Source organism: Gelidibacter maritimus, from assembly GCF_014062315.1.
In the GTDB taxonomy this organism is placed as follows: Bacteria; Bacteroidota; Bacteroidia; order Flavobacteriales; family Flavobacteriaceae; genus Gelidibacter; species Gelidibacter maritimus.
The window spans coordinates 1-21,969 of record NZ_JACGLT010000014.1 but is presented as its reverse complement, the minus strand read 5'-3'; the positions used below and the strand labels follow the sequence as shown (position 1 = coordinate 21,969).

The following is a 21,969-nucleotide window of genomic DNA, read 5'->3' as shown; positions in this document are numbered from 1 at the left end:
TTTTCCATAGCTATGGCTATGCAAAACAATCGCAGCGTCATATAACGAAAAAGCAACTTCGTTTTCTATGCGACATTATAAAATTAAATTGGTATATAAGATTTTGGTTTACGAGAAATTCATTTTTTTAAAAATCGTAAATCCCGTTAGCTTTCCTCATTGAAAAACACCTTGTAATAATGCATTTTTTTAAGGTCATCGTATCCGCGTTCTAAATATTCGACAGAAGCATCAGGGGCATCAACATCCAATTTGATCTGGATATTGGTATCGAGTTTGATCTCTGTTTTAATTTTCTGTCTTTGTTTTTTTAACACATTTTCAGAAACATCAAACTGGTTGCGGATGATTAGGGCATGATCGGTTTCAAAGCCTTTTTTATAATCGTCAAAAAGCGCTTTGTACTTGTCATCATTAAAGACATCCTCTTTAAAGTTTTCTACATTGACCACCTCATTTTCCTTGAAAAAATCGATGGTTTTCGCCAAAAACGTACTTTTTTCCTGAAGCCCTAAACTCGGTTTTAAAACATCTTCGGAAAAATCCCTACAGAGTTCAATATAATTTTTGGTGTGCTGATTATGATCATCAGGGTACTTTATATTAAGAAAATTCTTGATCCAATATTGCGTATCATAAGAGTTATTATCAACGCTCAAGATGATGTTGCCTTCTGTATCTGAAGTATTTAAAATAAGGCAGCCCTTGTCCACTTTTTTGGTTGGAATTCCTTTTTGGGTGATAAGATCATAACTTTGATTTTCCAAATACGTTTGGAAGAACTCTGATCGGTTTTCAATTTTGAAGATCCCGATAGCTTTGACAAACATGTCGTCATATTGAATATCTTCAAAAACGCATACCAAAACATCGCCAGTTTTTATTTGTGCAGAATTACTTTGCTCAAACAAATGTGTAACTACGTGTTTTGAGAGGTCTATAAAATTGCTTTCGTCAGCAAACAATTGTGTCGCGTAGGTGTTTATTTCATTAAGGCTGATGTTGGAGTGGTGATTGAATCGATAACTCTCAACCAAGCTTCCAAAAGGCCGAAGTAAATAACCAAGCATCAAGTCATAACTGACTTCATCAAATTCTAATTCCTGTTCGGAAAATGCGTTTTTGGTGCTATTGAACTTATTGCCAACTTTGTGGAGTATTGCTTTTGAAATAGAGGCTTTGGTGCGTTTGATCATGACAGAAGGTTTGCATTTTTGAAGTCTGCAATACTACATAAATTTGAGTGAATTAAAAGCGAAAACGCCAAAGAAAATCTTTGACGTTTTAAAAAAATATAGGGATTTAATTATTCTTAAATTTTTATAAATTCGACACGTCTGTTTTGTGCTTTTCCCTCGGCAGTGTCGTTGTCGGCCACTGGGGCGCTTGCACCTTTCCCATCCGTTTGAAGTCTGTCTGCTGGAATGTTATAGAGATTAATTAATGCATTTTTGACGGACTCAGCGCGCTGCTTTGACAGAGTCAAATTGGTGTCGCTATTGCCATCAGCATCTGTATGGCCTATAATATTGAGTTTCATATTTTCATCTTGTAGCAAGACTTGCGAAATTTGTAATACAATCCCCAACGATTGTGGTTTTATATTGGCTGAGCCAGAATCAAAGAGGATGCCGTTGGTAGATATTTTGCCTTCAGTCAATAATGTTCTGCGCAAATCTTCACCGCCGTCGGCAATTCTTAGGTTGTTAATAAAGAGGCGTTCAGTTTCTTTTTTAAGTCCAATAAGATTGAATTTGATGTGGTTGAGTACGTTGGGTACTTCTATCATTCTCGGAATGTCTAAAAATTTCCTTTCATTGATCCAAAGACGAAACCTGTTTTTGGTTACAGCGATAGCCACATGCGGTTGGTTTTGAAGCTCATCTTTAATGTTTCCCGCTACTTTAGCATTAATTGAACCTCTTTCGCCATTAAAGCGGTTGTGGGCGCTAACGTGATTGTTACGAAAATTAATTGGAATCGTTGCGACTATTCTATTGTCTGCTCTTTCATTAAGATTGTTGTTGTCACTCAAATGAATTCGAAGATGTGAACCCGAAGAGGTTCCATTGTCCAATCCCAAAGTGAGAATGTCAAATTCAATGGTGTAATCTTCAGGAAGGCCATTAAGGTCTGGGACGTAATATGTTGAGTAGCTCGGTTGCAATTCAAACCAGCTTCCTTCAATATTATTCATTTTAACCACTTCTCCAGAGCCGTTGGTATTCCATTTTGATGGAAAATCGCCGACAAAGTCTTGAGAGAAATCATCATAAAACAAGACTTTATCACCAGGGACAAAATCAAATTTACTGTAAACTTCTAAATCGTCTGAGATGTTTTTTGGTTCAGAATCGTTATCAGGTGTAGAGGCTTGATTGCCAACAGTACTTCCTGGCTCATTTGTTGGATTTTTATTGGTGGGCGATTTTTGACTTGGATCTAAAATAGAATCCATCATTTTACCGGTTTCTTTTTCGGTTTTACGCTCTAATTTTCTTTCAACGGTCCGTTCGGCACTTTTCTTTATTTTCTTCCAAATTTGGGCGTTTGCTGATGGCGTCATAAAAAGCATAATGAGCAGAGCACTGCATAGGTTTTTAAAACTTAAGAAAGTGTTCATTGAGTTGTTGTTTGAGGTGTTCATTTTTTATATCAATTGTATTAATCGTTAATAGCAATTCTTAATGTAATGAAAAACTGTTCCTTAGCAAAGAAAACTGTACGGTTGGTAGTGTTTTATGTATAGATGGTAAGGGTGTGTTACTCTAACCGATAGATAATAATGCTATTTTGATCACCTTTTGTAACAAATTCTGGGCGCTTTCCTTTATCGATATTGTCTAAGTCAATGGTGGAGTTTCCATAAACGGGAAAGTTGTCAATGGGTTTTCCTAAGCTATCAAAAAGATAGACTTTTTTGGCCTGTAAATCGGTTACAGAAACGTAAATTTTATTGTTGACATAGAAAATTTTTGGTGGGGTATACTCTCCAAAATCCAATTCTACTTTATGGGTTTTGATGTGTAAAATATTTTCAGAAAGCGTAACTAAGGTCTTGCTGGTGGCTGTGATGCCATGCTTTTCTCCCAAATTGAGATTGCGACTGCTCATTTTGCCATTTGCATCAATCTGCACAAGGTCGCCTTTAACGGTCGTGGTGGTGAATTTGTTGTTATATAAATACACGCCACTATCGCTAAAGCTGAGGTTATTTTTGACTTTGACTCGTGTTTTGCCCACACGACTCAATATCTCAAGTTCATTACCTTGAACGAAAACAATATAATCCTTTCGGCCAATTCTTAAGTGTTGTGGTTGGGTAGCAATGGTGTTCTCAGCTTTTTTATAGTTAAAACCTCTAACAATTTTACCCTGCTTGTTATAGAGTAAAATGGCTGCGCCTTGCGTGACCATGAGTCGGTAATTTCTGTTTTTATCGTAATCAAATACCGATAATGGTTGTGTGATTTGATCTCTAAATTTTAATGGAAACGCACCAACATCCCTTCCGTTCCGATCTAAAACATACACCCGATGTGCGGTGGCAAATACCAATTGGAGTCGCCCATTTTTATTGATATCTATCTGTTCTATTTTACCTAAAATCTTGCCGTGCAATTGCTTTTTCCATTGTACTTTGCCGTCTTTGGAAATAAGATATAAATGGTTGTTAATATCTTGGACCACGACTTCCATTTGGCCGTTGGTGTGATTGTTTACAAATTGTGGATTGGTCAGCACATCGGCATCTAAAGTCACATTAACATCTTCATAAACCGTATTTGAAGACGTTTTTTTCTTGTTTTTTTGTAGAATGGCATGAACATGCGCAAAATCATTTTCATAAACAAATTGTACGGCAGAGGCATTAAATCCATTGGTTATAATGGGATTTTCCGTTTCAAAATTTGAATTTAGGATGTCTTTTAGATGGTTGGCATTAGCGTAAGCAAACAATGATGATTCATCGCTTAATTCGTCCATCATGGCTTCAAAAGTAGGCGAAGTATGGAGCGTTGCATTGTTTTGATAACTGCTAATGACATCTTTTAAAAGATCTAGATCATCTGAAAACACAAAAAAATCGTCAATATTGATGAATTTTGTGGCTTCAGTATAAGTAATCAATGGTGAAAATATATTTAAAAAAAATTCAGGCTTGTCAAAAGCATGTATGGAGATTTCTCTATAGGTGTCCAAACTAGGTTGTGTTTCAAAAAAAGCGCTCATATTGGAGGCGTCAATACTGTTTAGGACAACAGCTTGTTTCCCGTTTTTGTATATCACACCAGCTTCCAAAATACTTTCAAAATTGGACGCGTTAAAAATGGAATCTTGTTTTCTAAACTTAGCGAGATGCTCATGAAAAATCTGGAAACTGTGAAACGTAAAACTTAAAAAACCATCACTATCTTGAGGACAAATTCTTGGTAAAAGATTTTCCTGGGGAAAGGTGTTTTTAAAACTATTGATCAAACTGTTAGAAGAATCCTTTGCAATGGTTATGCCGTCAAATTTGAGCTGGTCCTGGGATAAATCGGCATCTAAAAAGTAATAATTGCTGAGTTGAACCTTGTTGAGGTTGTCATCAACGAACAATTTTGGATCAAATTTTGTCGCTGTGGTATTGATAAAAACAGATAAGGTTTCTCCGTTGGAAGAGGTTTTGAACAATTCCGTCAGTAGAGGATCCGTCTGCTTTTGTTTAAATGCTGCTTCCACAAGCGATCGATCGGTGGACGCAAAGAAGATACTGTCTCTTACGATGCTATAAATAACTTCACTCTCTAGGGTGGTTTTAGTCAAGGAATTCTTTTCTAATGAAATGGTCTCTACAGAGTAATTGGAAAGCGAATCCAATTTGAAAAGATCCTTATGATATTTGGTTATCACTGAAACTTGTAGGCTGTCAGTTTTGTCCTTACCAAAGGCAATCAATAGATCTTCTGAAGGTTTGAGATGTTTAATAAAATTCAATTTCCTATTAATGCCGTCATTGGTAGCGTTTTCTGGAAATTGACTGAGTAAACTATTATTTTTAAAAACACTGGTTAAACCTTCAATTGACGTTGTATTGATAACAACAGAAGCATGGTTAGGCACCAATGAAATGAGATTGGAATGCTTTTGAATGTTGTTTTTACAACTTATGATCAGTATAAATGTTAACAGGAAACAAATATTTCGCATCTTGAATTTTTTGTAAATATAAAAAGTTAGAGTGGCAAGTGTAATTGTTGGGGCAATAATCTAAAGGATTTTCTGTGATATGGTGTTATGCCGTACCTTTTTATCGCCTCACGATGTTCTTTAGTAGGATAGCCCTTATTTTTTCTCCAATTGTACATGGGGAATTCTTCATGAATCTTGCACATATATGCATCTCTGATAGTTTTGGCCAAAATTGAAGCGGCCGCAATATTGAGATGTTTGCTATCGCCTTTAATGATGGTTTCGTGAGGGATATCTCCAAAAGGTTTAAACCTATTACCATCAACACTTATAAATGTTGGCACTATTTTTAATCCATCAATGGCCTTATGCATTGCTAAAATAGAAGCGTTTAATATATTGATTTTATCAATCTCATCGGGATAAACGTGCGCAAAAGCATACGAAACCGCATCTCTTTCAATGATCGGTTTTAAGAAATTGCGTCTGGCTTCTGAAAGTTGTTTTGAGTCATTAACTATCAAGTTTCTAAACGTTTCAGGCAAGATAACAGCTGCGGCCGTAACTGGGCCGGCAAGGCAACCGCGGCCAGCTTCGTCGGTGCCACATTCTAAAGGGTTTGATGTAAATGACAGTTTGAGCTCCAAGTTTTAAAAATTTGAACAAAGTTAAAATTTTTAAATAAGCATTTGACGTCTGTAGGAGTCTATTGATGTTAAGTAGATAATTTAATGATAGACAGATAAAACGTTAAAGTTTTAACGCTTTTTAACGAATATTTTGCCGTTTTAAGATTTTATTAAGATGTTTGTGAAAACTAACTTAAATATGAATTCATGAAAGTAAAATTACTAGGATTAATGACGCTATGTATGGCACTTGTTATTCAAGTGTCTCATGCGCAAGAGAAAACCGTTTCAGGAACGGTGACATCCGTTTCCGACGGATTGCCAATTCCTGGGGTAAATGTCATAGTTAAGGGTACCACGCGGGGTGTTCAGACAGACTTTGATGGTAACTATTCCATTAGGGCCAGTGTTGGTGAAGTTTTGGCATTTTCTTATGTGGGAATGCAAACTGCTGAAGCCGTTGTAGGAGCAAGTAACACTATAAATATGGGCTTGAGCATTGACGGCGCATTAGACGAAGTTGTTGTTGTAGCATTTGGAACTACAACCAAGGAGGCTTTTACAGGTTCTGCCTCGGTTATTAAGGCGGAGGAGCTGGAGTTAAGGTCCTTGACTTCGCCAATTTCAGCCATAGAAGGTAACACTACTGGGGTGCAATTCCTATCTGCTTCAGGGCAGCCAGGGTCTTCTCCAAGTATTGTTATTAGAGGGGTTGGTACATTAAATGGTACTACTGACCCGCTTTATATTGTAGATGGTATTTCCTATTTCCTATCAGGGAGGGTTAAACACAATTAACCAGAATGACATCGAAACTATAACAGTTTTAAAAGACGCAGCATCAACTGCGCTTTACGGGTCACGAGCTGCAAACGGTGTGGTGATTATTACTACCAAAAAAGGTAAAAAAGGATCTGCTGTTAAGGTGGACTTCACCTCACAATTTGGGGTCATCACCAAAGCGATTGATGATTATGATCAAGTGTCTCCAGAAGGATATTATGAGCTGATGTTTCAGTCTTATAAAAATTCATTGAGTGGTTCTGATGCTGCTGAAGTAGCTTCAGCAACCATTTTTAACCGTTTGGGGAGAAATCCATTTAATGTGCCAAATGACCAAATAGTGGATGTGAATGGGAATATCAATCCTAACGCAAGAGTGATTGCTAGAGATTTAGATTGGTATGATGCTTTGGAAAGAACCGGTACAAGACAAAGTCATTCGATTAACGTTTCAGGTGGTGGTGAAAACTTTTCAACGTTTTTCTCTGCCTCTAATTTAAAAGAAAAAGGATACGTTATCGAAAGTGATTATCAAAGAACCACAAGCCGACTAAGTGGGACTTATGATCCGACACCATGGTTAACTATGGGCGGGAATGTCAATATAGCGGTTGAAGAATCGCATGGACCACCTTCAAGAGGATCTTCAATAGCCAACGTTTTTAGTTTTGCAAAAAACATGGGGTCTGTTTATTCTCCTTATTTGTTAGATCCAAACACTGGTCAGTATATCTATGACGAAAACGGTAAACGACGATGGGACAGAGGTGAAAGTCTCAGTGATTTGGGGATTCAGTCAAGACCAACAAGTGTTGGACGTAACGCTTTGGAAGAGGCCATTTTAAATAATGAAGAAACTAAAAGGAATAACTTTGGTTTTAGATACAATGCCGATCTGACCATTACTAAAGGTCTAAAATTTGGCGTTATCTATGGTAAGGATTTTCAAGATCAAATCAATCACAGTTATGAAAACGCTGAGGTTGGCGATGGTGAAGGAAATAAAGGAAGATTTGAAGATGCACGTTTCAGAAGAACTGTTGAAAACTTCAGCCAATTATTAACCTATAACAATTCCTTTGGGTTGCATAGTCTTGATGTTACTTTAGGACACGAAAGCTTTGATAGACATTATTCTTCAAATAGAATTTTCAAAGGGACGCAAACCGTAGCAGGAATTTACGAAGGCGCAAACTTCTCGGTTATTTTAGATGCTGATGGAAGTAGTACAGACAAAAGACTTGAAGGGTATTTTGCGAGACTAAATTATGATTTTGACCATAGATATTATTTAAGTGCATCTGTAAGACGTGATGGGTCTTCTGTATTTACAAACAATAAATGGGGTACATTTTATTCAGTTGGTGCATCTTGGAGGATCAGCCAAGAAGATTTTATGAAAGATGTGTCTTGGGTCAATAACTTGAAATTAAGAGCTTCTTACGGAGAAGTTGGAAATGACCAATTGGGCAGTTACTATATATCTCAACCTTTATACGCTATTTATCCTAATGCTGGTACTCCTGGAATTTTTTGGGATTCTACCGGTAATGCTGATTTGCTTTGGGAAACCTCCGAAAGTTTTGACGTAGCCTTAGAGTTTGGATTGTTTAATAACCGTTTGACAGGTTCCTTGGAGTATTATAAGAAAATATCTTCTGACTTATTATACAACGTACCGATTCCAGGTTCTGAAGGACAAATTCAGGCACCTGACAACGTTGGCGATTTATACAATGAAGGTTTTGAAGTGGGGCTTAACGGCCGAATCGTAGAAACAGATAATTTCTCTTGGGATTTAGGGATTCAAGCATCTACCTTGAAGAATGAGATTACGGCGCTTCCAGATCCATTTATTGACGGGTCAAAGCGTTGGGACGTGGGACGTTCAAGATTCGACTTCTTCATCTATGACTATGCCGGTGTTGATCCAGCTAATGGTGATGCGCTGTACTATATGTATGAAGAAGTGGATGGCGTAGTAGGTGTGCCTGTTTTGAATAGTGACGGTACCCAAGCAACAACCAACAAATATCAAGATGCTGGTAAAGGGTATGTGGGCGCATCTTCAGTACCCGATGTTATTGGGTCAATTACTACTGGCTTAAAATATAAGAACATAGGTCTAAACTTTTTGTTCACCTACCAATTAGGAGGCGATATTTTAGACTATGGTTATGCAAATATGATGCATGAAGGTGAATATGGCGCGTCCTTACACCCAGATGCACTGAATACTTGGAAGAACCCAGGCGATGTTACAGATGTACCACGTATGCAAAATGGAAATAATAATATAGCGCCTACGCTGACTTCAAGATGGTTGACGGACGCTTCATTCTTGTCGTTAAGAAATGTGACCTTCTCTTATAATTTAAATGATGATGTTGCAAACAGAATTGGTATGGATAGAATGCGATTGTTTCTGTCTGGAGAGAATCTTTTTATTGTCAATGAGAGAAAAGGTTTAGATCCGCAATACAATCTTTCTGGAACACCAAGTGGTAATGATTATAACCCAAATAGAGTGATATCAGTAGGTCTGAATGTTGCATTTTAAGAAACTTTAAAAAATGAAGAAAATGATACGAAAAATATATATACTATTATTTGTAGGTGCCATGGCCCTTACATTAGGGTGTGAAGAAGAATTTCTTGATACAGTCCCTACGGATTCAATTTCAGAAGAATCTGCCCTATCTAGCCCTGAAAATATGGAACTCGTACTTAACGGGCTTCATAGAATGATGTACGGTCAGAATCAATTAACAGGCGGAACGTCAAGTAGATCAGGCGAAAGTCACTTTATCCCCATGTTTGACGCAGTTGGTGGAAATATCATCCACTCCTCACCAGGGAATGGTTGGATGACTTCTGATTTAAAATGGCTGAGTCATGTTAACTCCAGTGCCACGACAGGTTTTAACCTGTGGTTTCAGCGTTATCATTTTATAGCCACTTCCAGTGCAATTATAGATAAAGTAGCAGCCAGTGATTTTACTGTAACCTCTCGGGTAAACAACATCTTAGGGCAATCACATGCCTACAGAGCATGGGCTTATTACCGCTTGATTACTACCTTTTCAAAAGGTTACCTTATTGGCGACCCTGCTACGGATCCAGGTGTTCCGTTACAGTTAGATCAAGGCCCACCATACACTAGTGGGTCGAGAGGCACGGTGCAACAAGTTTATGATCAAATGGAAATCGACATAGATAAAGCTATTGATTATTTGAAGGAAGCAAGTCCCGCAGCAAATAAATCGCACATCTCCTTGAATGCCGCTTATGGTATTAAAGCACGTATAGCCTTGTCAAAAGGCGATTGGGAAGCAGCTGCAAAGAATGCTGAACTCGCCAGAGATGGTTATGCTTTATTAGATGAAGACGGTTGGTTGTCCGGTTTCAATACTTATGATCTATCAGAGGTGATCTGGGGAGGGAAGGTTATTGATACAGAATCAAACTATTTCCAATCCTACTTCTATTATGTAGCATTTTCCTTTAATGGAAGTCAGAACCGATCAAATCCTAAATTGATCAGTAAGGAGCTGTATGACAAATTGCCAGATACAGATTATAGAACTAAAGGATGGTTGCCATTGGCGCCCAACACTAACCCGGCGGCTTCTAATGATCAAGGTGGAAGTTATGAGTCTGATCCAAATTATAGCGACAAGGAGTCATTTGATGCGGCAAAAGCTGCGATTATTGAAAAATATGGCGCTACACAAGGTCATAACACCCATCCTTACATGAATGTGAAGTTCCAATTAAAAAATCCTGGCACAACAGATCCTGATGATGTCATTTATATGAGAGCCTCTGAAATGGTATTGATAGAGGCTGAAGCAAAAGCAATGATGGATGACGTTACTGGTGCACAAGATGCACTTGCAATTCTTGGAGAAGAGCGTGACTCTGCTTTTGATAAAAGTATTTTCACAACCAAGGAGTTATTAATGGAAGAGATCAAATGGCAACGTCGCGTTGAATTGTGGGGTGAAGGTTTTAGCTATCATGATAATATCAGATGGGATGAAGGACTGGATCAATCTAATTCTGGTGCTTCGGAAGTCTTGTATCAAGATGGCTTTATGCAACCAAAACCTTCTGTAAACGATAAGTGGATCTTTAAAATTCCACAACAGGAAATTGATTCAAATCCGAATATGACAGAAGCTGATCAAAATTAATTGGTGCTACTACATTAAATGAATTGAAAGAGTACCAATAGAGTACAGTAATTAAATCCCGAGACAAAAAAATGTCTTGGGATTTTTTATTCCCAGCGGTAGATTTCAATACTCCGAGGTTCTTGGTTATTAAGAACTGTAAATTTCTATAGTATATTTTGTTTTATGATAATATCATGGCCATAGTTTTGAAAATGATGAGTCTCCCCAACGGTACGGGTTGAGGAAATAGAGCGGACCATAAAATGGGCTGGATACAACATTATATTATTGGCTGGGTGAAAATGCAAAAAGTGGATTTCAGCCCCACTCATCAGAACCTGTGGGGAAGTCACAAGAAGCATACAACTAACTATTGGTCTCCAATGGCTTGTTCCTATCTATATTTCAATAACGAAAAATGAGCTGAAAAGAAACGAATTTCATGCTTCATTTTAATGTTTAATTGATGTTAGTGTAATTCCCAAAATGTCAGCCGCAACCCGATAGGGTGGAGGTTGTCTTTATAGGCGCCGAATCCATTACGGGGTGATGGTAAAGTTGTGAGTCTGTTGGAGAACAGTTAACGGTATTTCATTTATATCAGTTATTTAATTTTAAACCTTAAATAGAAACAAGGATATGTCCGTTTTTTAACACAAAACCCTAATTTTTACAGTAAAAGCCATGCTTTAATTTCCGTTATGGGGTATATCATAAAATTCTTGCGAAGAATTGTTAAATTTTTAACGAAAATTCTGCGGTAAATACGCGGTTAATTCACATTGATATTTAGCGTATTACGTGGATAGGCATTAGTTCTGGACGATATTGGCGTTAACATATTATTAGGTTTAAAACTTGTTTTTTTAATATATTATTATGATGTTTGCGCAAGACTAACTCAAATAATTGTTTTATGAAATTAAAATTAACATGGTTAATGACGCTATTCATGGCGTTTGTGATGCAGTTTTCTTTTGCACAAGAGAAAACTGTTTCAGGTACGGTGACATCTGTTGAGGATGGATTGCCGTTGCCTGGTGTAAGTATTATTGTAAAAGGAACCACACGTGGCGTCCAAACAGATTTTGATGGTAATTATTCCATTGATGTGCGTGTTGGGGAGACCTTGGCGTTTTCTTTTGTAAGTATGAAACCTACCGAAGTTGTAATAGGTGCGAGTAATACTTATGACGTAGCAATGGAAGAAGATATTGCTGCACTTGATGAGGTAATCATTGTTGGGTACGGTACTACAACAAGACAGGCTTATGCGGGTACGGCAAAAACAGTTGAGGCGGAGAATATTGAGTTTAAAAACTACTCAAACGTATCTCAGTCTCTTGCTGGTGAAGCTGCCGGTGTAAGTGTAATCAACACTTCTGGTCAGCCGGGTAGTACATCAACAATTAGAATTAGAGGTTTTGGGTCTGTTAATGGTAACAGAGCACCTCTTTATGTTGTTGATGGTGTGCCTTTTTCAGGTAGTTTAAATGCTATCAACCCATCAGACATTCAAAGTACCACAATTTTAAAAGATGCTACAGCTACCGCCATTTATGGGTCGCGTGGAGCGAATGGGGTTGTTTTGATTACTACAAAATCAGGGTCTTCAAGAGAGACTTATGTGGAGGTAGATGTGAAAACTGGGGTCAGCACACAATTGATCCCAAGGTATCAGGTGATTACTTCTCCAGAAGAGTCTATTGGACTCATTTGGGAAGCTAAGGTGAATAGAGAGCGCTTGAGTGGTAATCCTGATCCTATCGGGACAGTTAACAATACTTTGTTTACAAATGCCATCGTTGCTCCTGGTTATAATATGTGGAACGTGGCCGATGGTGCAGAACTTATTGATCCAGCAACTGGTCAGGTTAGACCTGGCGTAACAAGGCGTTATACACCAGAAAGGTTTGAGGATCTTGCTTTTAATGCGGCTTATAGAACAGAGGCTAACCTAAGAATGGGTGGTGGAACTGATAAGTCTAAGTATTTCTTTTCTACAGGTTATCTTGATGATAACGGCTATGCAATAAATACAAGCTATAAGAGATACACTACACGTTTAAACATTAATACAGATATAAAAGAATGGTTTAATGTTGGTGCTAATATTGGCTACACATATTCAGAAAGTCTAAATAATGGTCAAACCGATGGTGCTGAGAATATTTTTGAGTTCGCTGATAAAATGAACCCAATTTATCCTGTGTATTTAAGAGATAACAATTATCAATTGGTTCCAGACCCAATATTTGGTGGGTACCAATATGATTATGGTACGAACTCTGGTTTTAGACCAAGACCAAATGCCAATAACTTAAACCCTATAGCTTCTGCATTGTATGATCACGTTGGCAGTAAAAGACATGAGATCAATGCAAGCTTTAACGGTAAGATAAAATTGACTTCAGACTTAACTTTCGAAACTACTTTTGGAGCCCAGTATTATAATAATAACTACAAATCAATGGGTAACCAATTCTATGGTGTGGCTACGGCCAACGCAGGAGATTTGTTTATGAGACAAACTGAGGTGCGTACCATCAACTTCTTACAGTTGTTACGTTACAAGAAAAGCTTCGGAAATCACAATTTAGAAGTATTGGCAGCACATGAAAGTAATGAGTTCAAGAGAACTTATGGTACGCAATTTAAAGGTAAAGCAATTATTCCTGGTGAATTAGAGCTTGACAACTATATTGTAAACTTGAGTCCTGCTACAGGTTATTCTGAAGCAAGAACCTTAGAATCATACTTTGGTCAAATCAATTATAACTTTGATAACAAGTACTACTTAACAGGATCTGTTCGTAGAGACGGTTCTTCAAGGTTTTACAAAAACAAATGGGATACCTTCGGTTCTATTGGAGCTGCATGGGTAATGAGCAATGAAGAGTTTTTAAGAAACAGCGATCTGTTGACCTTCCTTAAATTGAAAGCGTCTTACGGGATAACAGGAGATGAAAACGGTGTAGGTTTCTATACAGGAATCAATACTTTTGATGTCACTAATCTAAACGGTGAGTTTGCGATAACTCCAAACTTATTTGCAAACCCTAATTTAACCTGGGAAACTGCAAAACAATACCAAGCTGGTGTTGAGTTTACTTTAGGTAACTTCTTGGATGTTGGTTTGGACTATTTCATTAAAGATACTGATAATCTTATTTTTGACAGAAGAATATCACCTTCTTCAGGTGTTGCTCTACTTACCGTAAATGACGGTGTCTTGAGAAATAGTGGTTTTGAATTCGACTTAACTGGACATTTCATAAGAAAAGAGAATGTGGCTCTATCATTGTCTCTTAACGGTGCAATGTTTAATAATGAACTTACAACAATGCCTATTGATCCAGAAACTGGAGAACCATCTACTTTTAATAATGTTGGAAGATATGGCTATTCAAAAGGCTCATCAATCTTTGATTTTTACATGAGAGAATACGCTGGCGTAGATCCTGATGACGGTTTCCCAACGTGGATACAGCATTTTGATGACGTTAATGGTAATGGTGTTTTTGATGCTGGTGATAAGGCCATTGGAAGTCTTACCAAATATCTGAATGAAAATGATGGTGTAAACGTAGGCAGTAGGGTGACAAAAACCTATGCCGATGCAACTGAAAAATATGTAGGTAAATCTGGAATTCCGGATGTCTCTGGTGCGTTTAGATTAAATGCTAAAATTCACGATTTCAATATTTCAGCCCAATTTGCATATTCCATTGGCGGATATGGTTACGACGCGCAATATGCGGAGTTAATGCATGATAACAATGGGGGTATTACCGCTCAAAACAGACATATTGATGTCCGTAACAGATGGAGAGAGCCTGGTGATATTACCGATGTACCTTTAATTGCGGATAGGGTAATACCAAACGTGAATTCTTTATCTTCAAGATTTATCACAAAAACAGATTATTTGGCATTGAATAACTTATTGATAGGATATACACTACCATCTAAATATTCCGAAAGAATTGGCGTGAGTGGCTTTAACATTTATGCTTCTGGTGATAATCTATTTTTTAAAGGAGAAAGAAAAGGATTTAATCCTACTACAAGTGAGAGTGGGAGTTCAGGGAGAGCACTATATGCACCGTTAACTACGTTTACACTTGGAGTTAGAGTGAAAATTTAAAAAAATAGAAAAAGATATGAATACAAAAATTATAAAATTTGCCGGAATAGCGTTTTTGACGTTGATATTATCTGGTTGTGGAGACGACTTTCTGGTTCAAGAGCCAATAGAGTTCATTAACGCCGATCAGTTAGCAGACGCTATCGTGAAAAATCCAGATGTAGGGGCAGGATCAATTACAGGTATCTATGCGACCATGTTCACAACAGAAACAGGTGGTACAGACTCTCAGCAAGACTTTGGTCAAAAAGGATATGATATCTATATGGATATGTTATCCAGTGATATGGCACTTTCATCAAGTGTCTATGGTTGGTATAGAGCGCGAATCACAGAACTTCAAGCACCTGTTGATTTTACCCAATTGGAGAATTATCAACCATGGCGTTATTACTATAGAGTGATTAATCAAGCTAACTTAGTTATTGAGAGTTTAGGTGGGAATGATATCGAGCCTGAAGATGAAGAAACGCAACATGTTTTAGGTCAAGCTTTGGCCATGAGAGCTCATTCTTATTTTTATTTAACCCAACTTTTTATTCATGATGTTACGGCGTCTTGGAGTTCACCTACCTTACCTATTTATACTGCACCAGGATTGATAGGAAATGCAAAGTCAACAACACTTGATGTTTATACATTAATGGAGGACGATTTAACAAGAGCTATCGGATATTTAGATGGGTTTAACAGACCTTCAAAAACGCAAGTTAACAAACCTGTGGCTCAGGCTATCTTGGCCTATGTTTTGGCTTCTAGAAGAGATAGGTGGCAAGAAGTTGTTACCTTGACTAATGAGGCAATGGCAAATAGTGGTGCCACTCTTATGGGTAATGATAATTCAATCAATGGAATTTTGGGCGGTTTCAATGACGTTGGTTCTAATGGTTGGATTTGGGGTGTTGATCTTAATGACGATATCGGACTTAGTTTAGTATCATGGTGGGGCCAAATGGATTATTTCTCTTATAGTTATGCAGCTCTTGGAGACAATAAAGTGATGGACGTTGATTTATATGAAAGTATGGATGCAGACGACGTACGTAGAGACCAATTCTATAATGTGGAAGGCGACAACTACCTACAGCCATTATTTAAATTCTACGATGCTGACAGAGTTCACTTTGGTGCATCACAGATCGTAAAGGCGGATTATATTTATATGCGCTATGCTGAACTGTTATTGTTGAATATAGAAGCCTTGGCAAGATCAGGACAAGAAGGTCCAGCACAAATAGCCTTAGCTGATTTTGTGGCTGCCAGAGGTGTTGATGCTACTTACGTTAGTGGTTTGAATGGACAGGCATTATATGATGAAATTCACAAGCAAACCCGACTTGAACTATGGGGTGAAGGAAAAAGCTACTTAGCAATGAAGCGTAACAAAGCAACTATTAAGAGAGGTCCTAACCACCTATCTTATGTTGGTGTAGAAATGGCTTTTGATGATGATCGTTTGACGTTTAAGATTCCACAACAGGAAATTCAAGATAATAACTTGATTAATGATCAAAACTAATTAGATCTTAAATTAAATATTTAGGGCTATCTGAAAAGATGGCCCTTTTTTTATGCACGATATTCATAAACGCCAATCAAGCCCCCCCTTAACATTACTTTTTATTATTTAAATTAGTGAAACTCAATTTTAAAAGTTGCGAAGCAATACATTAAAAATTGATAGTTGTCCCGACAACTTTCGGGATAACCCCGCTTTTCGGCTGGATCCTTGGGTTTTATTCCCCGACGCTCTGCGTCGAAAAAAATTAATTCTAATTTGATACCTCGTACCCTAGGTCGAGGTTGTTCATTTTACATAGTGATAGTAAAGACCACAGGGTAATAAATGATTCCATTTTATTATCACAATGCTGCGCTTGCGGATTTATTGAAGCTACCACGTTGTATAATTACTTCCATAATCTCAATAATATAGAACCTAAATAGAAGTTATATTATTATTTTTGCCACACAACCATGGATAATGAATAAACTCTTCTTTTTAATTCCGCTGTTCCTCTGTAATTTCTACAATGTTTTAGGACAAGTCAGTCTTTCAAGAGAAGCTGGCGGCCGAGGCATGGACAGCCTAAAGTCAAAACCCGAAGTGGCCAAGGTTGAAGACTATCTCATTATAGGGTTTGAAAGAGATACCACGTATCTTGATACCACCTTGTCCATACAAAAAGAATATAAATTCAATTATTTGAGAAAGGACGAGTTTGGGCTGATTCCATTTTCCAATATCGGGCAGACCTATAATAGTCTTAAACACGATTTTAAAAAGAATCGGTCTATGCCTTTGTTTGGGGCCCGCGCCAAACACTTCAATTATATGGAGAAGGAAGACATCAATTATTTCCATGTACCAACCCCACTTACTGAGTTGTTTTATAAAACAGCTTTTCAACAAGGCCAGTTGGTAGACGCTTTTTTTACCATTAATACATCAAAACAATTTAATTTCTCTATAGCTTACAAAGGACTCCGCTCCTTGGGAAAATATCAACATATACTTACCAGTACCGGGAATTTTAGATTTACTACCAATTATCATACAAAAAATAAAAGATATCAGGCACGTGCCCATATTGTAATGCAAGATATCCTTAACGAAGAAAACGGGGGATTGACAGATGAAGATGTCGCTATTTTTGAATCCGGTGACCCCGAATTTATTAATCGTGCCGTATTTTCTCCAAACTTTGAAGATGCTGAAAACATGCTTGAAGGCAAAAGGTTTTACTTAGATCATCATTATAATCTTCTCAAAGCGTCGGATAGCCTAAGTAACAATTTAAGTATTGGGCAAATCATCTCATTTGAAGATAAGTATTATCAATTTAATCAAGCTAAACGCAATGATTTTTTTGGAGCAGCTTTTCTTAACACTAATATGAATGATAAAGTGACTTTGGAAGATTTTTCAAATCGTTTCTTTGTCAATTATAAAAATGAAACTTTAGGAGAGCTACAATTCAACGCCGATTATAATAATTATAACTATGGTTACGATGCCGTGGCTGTCATTGACGGAGTAAGGATTCCAAACCGATTGAAGGGAAGTGTTTTTGGAATTGGTGGCAGTTATCAAAATCAAATAGGCGGATTTAATCTCAACGGTGAATTTGGGCTGAATCTCTCTGGCGATTTTAATGGGAACTTTTTAGATCTTAACGCATCTTATCAACTGACTTCAGACATTCAGGTTTTAGCACGATTAAACTCCAATTCAAAACTCCCAAACTTTAATATGTTGCTGTATCAAAGCGATTATCTTAATTATAATTGGGATCATAGCACTTCTTTCAAAAACATTCAAACACAAAACTTGGCTTTTCAGGTGAATTCAAGTCGCATTGCCACTGCAGAAATTGAATACACAACCATTAACAACCATGCCTATTTTAATAAGGACGTAAATGGCAATGTCAAACCAATCCAAGCCGGAGGTACCCTGAATTATCTAAAGCTTAAAATCGCAAAGGAGTTTCGCTTCGGCAAATTTGCATTGGATAACACTGTAATGTATCAAAATGTAGTTGACGGTGAAGGCATTTTAAATGTACCGCAAATTATTACCCGCAACACGATTTACTTTTCTGATCACTTGTTTAAAAAAGCTCTGTTTTTACAAACCGGTTTCACCTTTAATTATTTCACGGAATATAATATGGACGGTTATGATCCGTTGCTAGGAGAGTTCTATACCCAAAACCAAACCAAGATTGGCGATTTTCCAAGATTGGATTTCTTTATTAATGCCAAAGTTAGACAAACCCGCATATTTTTTAAAGCAGAGCACTTCAATTCCGCTTTCACTGGGTATAATTACTTTTCCGCACCCAACAACCCTTATCGAGATTTCAGCATCCGCTTTGGGATCGTTTGGAACTTCTTCCTTTAATTAGATGCAGAGTTGAATAGTTTGTAAGGTTTATTTCTCTTGATTACTATCTGGCGCAGTTGCTTTTGTGTTTCTCTATATGGAGATAGAGTTCTTCGTCAGCCCAGAACATATTATGGAGCTATATTGCTTTATCAACTCATGACCTGAGATTATCTATTAATTGGCCATCAACTATTAGTTGTTCAGATTACGAATATATGCCGCCAATAGTTGGTCTACAGTTTTCATTAAGCTTTCCCTATTATAAGCATTCTTCATTCTTTTTTTTCTTTTGAGTTTCCTGATAATGGCTTCAATGCACAAGTAGATGTTGATGCCAAAATTTAAAACCCTTATTAACATAAAAGTTAATGGACTTATTAGGCCGCCTATACATTATAATAGATACGATTCACTACTAAGTTCTCAGAACAATATATCTTCCCCAATATATATGGTAGAAGATTTGTTTCAATTTGGGCGTTTGTCCTGCCGAAGGGGGCAGTCCACCGCGCTCTCGTCCCTCACTTTTCGCGGTCGCTTGGGCGTCCGCCAAAGCGTTCATGCAAGGGCTCCATCGCTAACGCGGGGCAAGTCCACGCCACCCGGGCCATAGGCCAGGAAGTTTTGCGCCGTCTAAGGCGTTCATTTTCAGCGGGAAGAAAAATACTTTAAAAAAACTTCATTTTTATTTTGTCCGTAAAGGAAAAAGGGTTGTATATTTGCACCCCGCAAACGAGGGACCTTTGGTTCTGTGGGAGCGGAAAAGTTCATTTACATCCTTGGAAAGAGAAAGCGAAAATATTTTAAAAAAATGTTTTGCACATTGGAAAAAGGTTGTATGTTTGCAGCCGCAAAAAACGGCAACGTTTGGCGCGGATCGAGGTTCATTGATAAGGTGTTTTGTATTGCGGATTTGGGGGCTGAAAAAAACTTTCAAAAAAAACTTTCAAAAACCTTTGTGGATTTAAAAAAGGGTTGTATATTTGCACCCGCTTAGCGATTGAGTTCGCCGAGAGATACAAGAAACAAGTTCATTAACATATTGGATTGACAGCGTAGCGAAGCATTGGAAACGGTGTTTCGCACAAAAAAAGAGAACAAGCCATTTTGAGTACCAAGAATTGGATTTCCTTTGGTCGTTGAAAAGAACTGAGTGCTTTTGCACTCCAAAAGAACAACGATGAAGAGTTTGATCCTGGCTCAGGATGAACGCTAGCGGCAGGCCTAACACATGCAAGTCGAACGGGATTTATCAGCTTGCTGATAATGAGAGTGGCGGATGGGTGAGTAACGCGTATGCAACCTACCTTTTACAGTGGGATAGCCCAGAGAAATTTGGATTAATACCGCATAGTATGCACGACCGGCATTGGTTGTGCATTAAACATTTATGGGTAAGAGATGGGCATGCGTTCTATTAGTTAGTTGGAGTGGTAACGGCACCCCAAGACAGCGATAGATAGGGGCCCTGAGAGGGGGATCCCCCACACTGGTACTGAGACACGGACCAGACTCCTACGGGAGGCAGCAGTGAGGAATATTGGACAATGGGCGCAAGCCTGATCCAGCCATGCCGCGTGCAGGAAGACGGCCCTATGGGTTGTAAACTGCTTTTATACAGGAAGAAACATCCCGACGTGTCGGGACTTGACGGTACTGTAAGAATAAGGATCGGCTAACTCCGTGCCAGCAGCCGCGGTAATACGGAGGATCCAAGCGTTATCCGGAATCATTGGGTTTAAAGGGTCCGTAGGTGGACGATTAAGTCAGAGGTGAAATCCTGCAGCTCAACTGTAGAATTGCCTTTGATACTGGTTGTCTTGAATCATTGTGAAGTGGTTAGAATATGTGGTGTAGCGGTGAAATGCATAGATATCACATAGAATACCGATTGCGAAGGCAGATCACTAACAATGTATTGACACTGATGGACGAAAGCGTGGGGAGCGAACGGGATTAGATACCCCGGTAGTCCACGCCGTAAACGATGGATACTAGTTGTTCGGACCTCGGTCTGAGTGACTAAGCGAAAGTGATAAGTATCCCACCTGGGGAGTACGTTCGCAAGAATGAAACTCAAAGGAATTGACGGGGGCCCGCACAAGCGGTGGAGCATGTGGTTTAATTCGATGATACGCGAGGAACCTTACCAGGGCTTAAATGTGGATTGACAGGACCAGAGACGGTCTTTCCTTCGGGCAATCCACAAGGTGCTGCATGGTTGTCGTCAGCTCGTGCCGTGAGGTGTCAGGTTAAGTCCTATAACGAGCGCAACCCCTATTGTTAGTTGCCAGCGAGTAATGTCGGGAACTCTAGCAAGACTGCCAGTGCAAACTGTGAGGAAGGTGGGGATGACGTCAAATCATCACGGCCCTTACGTCCTGGGCTACACACGTGCTACAATGGTGGGGACAGAGAGCAGCCACTGGGTGACCAGGAGCGAATCTACAAACCCCATCACAGTTCGGATCGGAGTCTGCAACTCGACTCCGTGAAGCTGGAATCGCTAGTAATCGCAGATCAGCCATGCTGCGGTGAATACGTTCCCGGGCCTTGTACACACCGCCCGTCAAGCCATGGAAGCTGGGAGTACCTGAAGTCCGTCACCGCAAGGAGCGGCCTAGGGTAAAATTGGTAACTAGGGCTAAGTCGTAACAAGGTAGCCGTACCGGAAGGTGCGGCTGGAACACCTCCTTTCTAGAGAAAGACGGCCATGGAATGATATTGGAAAAGGGATGTTTTGTTCTCCCGCTGTTGATTTAATTGATATACTATAGTAGAGTCTCATAGCTCAGCTGGTTACCCGCCCGCGCCGAAAAGGCACGTTCGGACGGGGAGCGCAGCGCTCTTTAGGGCAATTGCCGTTGGCAGTTCCCTTCCAGGGGTTAAGGGCCTAAGTCAGTCTCATAGCTCAGCTGGTTAGAGCGCTACACTGATAATGTAGAGGTCGGCAGTTCGAGTCTGCCTGAGACTACTATCTACTATGGAAAGGAAATTCTGGAAGTTGGGATTCATAATTCAAGGTTCTGAATTCAAAGTTCTGAATTCAAACTGGGGGATTAGCTCAGCTGGCTAGAGCGCCTGCCTTGCACGCAGGAGGTCATCGGTTCGACTCCGATATTCTCCACAAAAAAAGTACAGAGTACGAAGTACAAAGTATCAAGA

The 21,969-nt window shown here is 38.7% G+C and carries 10 protein-coding genes, 2 tRNA genes and 1 rRNA gene; 9 read left to right on the top strand and 4 right to left on the bottom strand.

The features are described from left to right. Positions 1-146: 146 nt before the first annotated feature. From H3Z82_RS15120 to H3Z82_RS15105, 4 genes are all read right to left on the bottom strand, one after another. Positions 147-1,196: a nucleoid-associated protein gene (locus H3Z82_RS15120; RefSeq protein ID WP_182206340.1), complete on the bottom strand. Its 1,050-nt coding sequence runs from the start codon at positions 1,194-1,196 to the stop codon at positions 147-149. Between the two features lie 116 nt (positions 1,197-1,312). Then, positions 1,313-2,623: an OmpA family protein gene (locus tag H3Z82_RS15115; RefSeq protein ID WP_182206339.1), complete on the bottom strand. Its 1,311-nt coding sequence runs from the start codon at positions 2,621-2,623 to the stop codon at positions 1,313-1,315. Positions 2,624-2,763: 140 nt separating this feature from the next. Then, positions 2,764-5,193 (bottom strand): ribonuclease HII, encoded by a 2,430-nt coding sequence (locus tag H3Z82_RS15110; protein WP_182206338.1) that lies wholly within the window; start codon positions 5,191-5,193, stop codon positions 2,764-2,766. A 26-nt stretch (positions 5,194-5,219) separates the two neighbouring features. Then, on the bottom strand, positions 5,220-5,822 hold the full coding sequence (locus tag H3Z82_RS15105) for a ribonuclease HII (RefSeq protein WP_182206337.1): 603 nt from the start codon (positions 5,820-5,822) through the stop codon (positions 5,220-5,222). 189 nt (positions 5,823-6,011) lie between these two features. On the opposite strand from H3Z82_RS15105, the gene H3Z82_RS19790 reads away from it, so the two are divergent. The 9 genes from H3Z82_RS19790 to H3Z82_RS15065 all read left to right on the top strand — a co-directional run bounded on the left by H3Z82_RS19790 (position 6,012) and on the right by H3Z82_RS15065 (position 21,931). Next, on the top strand, positions 6,012-6,602 hold the full coding sequence (locus H3Z82_RS19790) for a carboxypeptidase-like regulatory domain-containing protein (RefSeq protein WP_317172464.1): 591 nt from the start codon (positions 6,012-6,014) through the stop codon (positions 6,600-6,602). Further along, positions 6,559-9,147 (top strand): SusC/RagA family TonB-linked outer membrane protein, encoded by a 2,589-nt coding sequence (locus H3Z82_RS15100; protein ID WP_317172463.1) that lies wholly within the window; start codon positions 6,559-6,561, stop codon positions 9,145-9,147. Before H3Z82_RS19790 ends, H3Z82_RS15100 begins: the two co-directional genes overlap by 44 nt. Positions 9,148-9,169: 22 nt before the next feature. Continuing rightward, a complete protein-coding gene (locus tag H3Z82_RS15095; RefSeq protein WP_182206336.1) occupies positions 9,170-10,783 on the top strand; it encodes a RagB/SusD family nutrient uptake outer membrane protein in 1,614 nt (537 codons plus the stop codon). A gap of 898 nt (positions 10,784-11,681) precedes the next feature. Further along, the gene (locus H3Z82_RS15090; RefSeq protein ID WP_182206335.1) at positions 11,682-14,912 is read left to right on the top strand and encodes a SusC/RagA family TonB-linked outer membrane protein; all 3,231 of its coding nucleotides are present in this window, start codon (positions 11,682-11,684) and stop codon (positions 14,910-14,912) included. 16 nt (positions 14,913-14,928) lie between these two features. After that, complete coding sequence (locus H3Z82_RS15085; RefSeq protein WP_182206334.1) at positions 14,929-16,431, top strand: RagB/SusD family nutrient uptake outer membrane protein; 1,503 nt, start codon at positions 14,929-14,931, stop codon at positions 16,429-16,431. A 465-nt stretch (positions 16,432-16,896) separates the two neighbouring features. After that, a complete protein-coding gene (locus tag H3Z82_RS15080) occupies positions 16,897-18,819 on the top strand; it encodes a putative porin (protein ID WP_182206333.1) in 1,923 nt (640 codons plus the stop codon). A 1,162-nt stretch (positions 18,820-19,981) separates the two neighbouring features. After that, positions 19,982-21,501 (top strand): 16S ribosomal RNA (locus tag H3Z82_RS15075). A gap of 203 nt (positions 21,502-21,704) precedes the next feature. Then, positions 21,705-21,778: transfer RNA gene (locus tag H3Z82_RS15070), tRNA-Ile, on the top strand. Positions 21,779-21,857: 79 nt separating this feature from the next. Beyond that, positions 21,858-21,931: transfer RNA gene (locus H3Z82_RS15065), tRNA-Ala, on the top strand. Positions 21,932-21,969 lie beyond the last annotated feature (38 nt).

Coding starts and splice junctions, on each gene's coding strand:
- H3Z82_RS15120 (WP_182206340.1), bottom strand. CDS start 1,196: ATGATCAAACGCACCAAAGCCTCTATTTCAAAAGCAATACTCCACAAA.
- H3Z82_RS15115 (WP_182206339.1), bottom strand. CDS start 2,623: ATGAACACTTTCTTAAGTTTTAAAAACCTATGCAGTGCTCTGCTCATT.
- H3Z82_RS15110 (WP_182206338.1), bottom strand. CDS start 5,193: ATGCGAAATATTTGTTTCCTGTTAACATTTATACTGATCATAAGTTGT.
- H3Z82_RS19790 (WP_317172464.1), top strand. CDS start 6,012: ATGAAAGTAAAATTACTAGGATTAATGACGCTATGTATGGCACTTGTT.
- H3Z82_RS15100 (WP_317172463.1), top strand. CDS start 6,559: ATGGTATTTCCTATTTCCTATCAGGGAGGGTTAAACACAATTAACCAG.
- H3Z82_RS15095 (WP_182206336.1), top strand. CDS start 9,170: ATGATACGAAAAATATATATACTATTATTTGTAGGTGCCATGGCCCTT.
- H3Z82_RS15090 (WP_182206335.1), top strand. CDS start 11,682: ATGAAATTAAAATTAACATGGTTAATGACGCTATTCATGGCGTTTGTG.
- H3Z82_RS15085 (WP_182206334.1), top strand. CDS start 14,929: ATGAATACAAAAATTATAAAATTTGCCGGAATAGCGTTTTTGACGTTG.
- H3Z82_RS15080 (WP_182206333.1), top strand. CDS start 16,897: ATGAATAAACTCTTCTTTTTAATTCCGCTGTTCCTCTGTAATTTCTAC.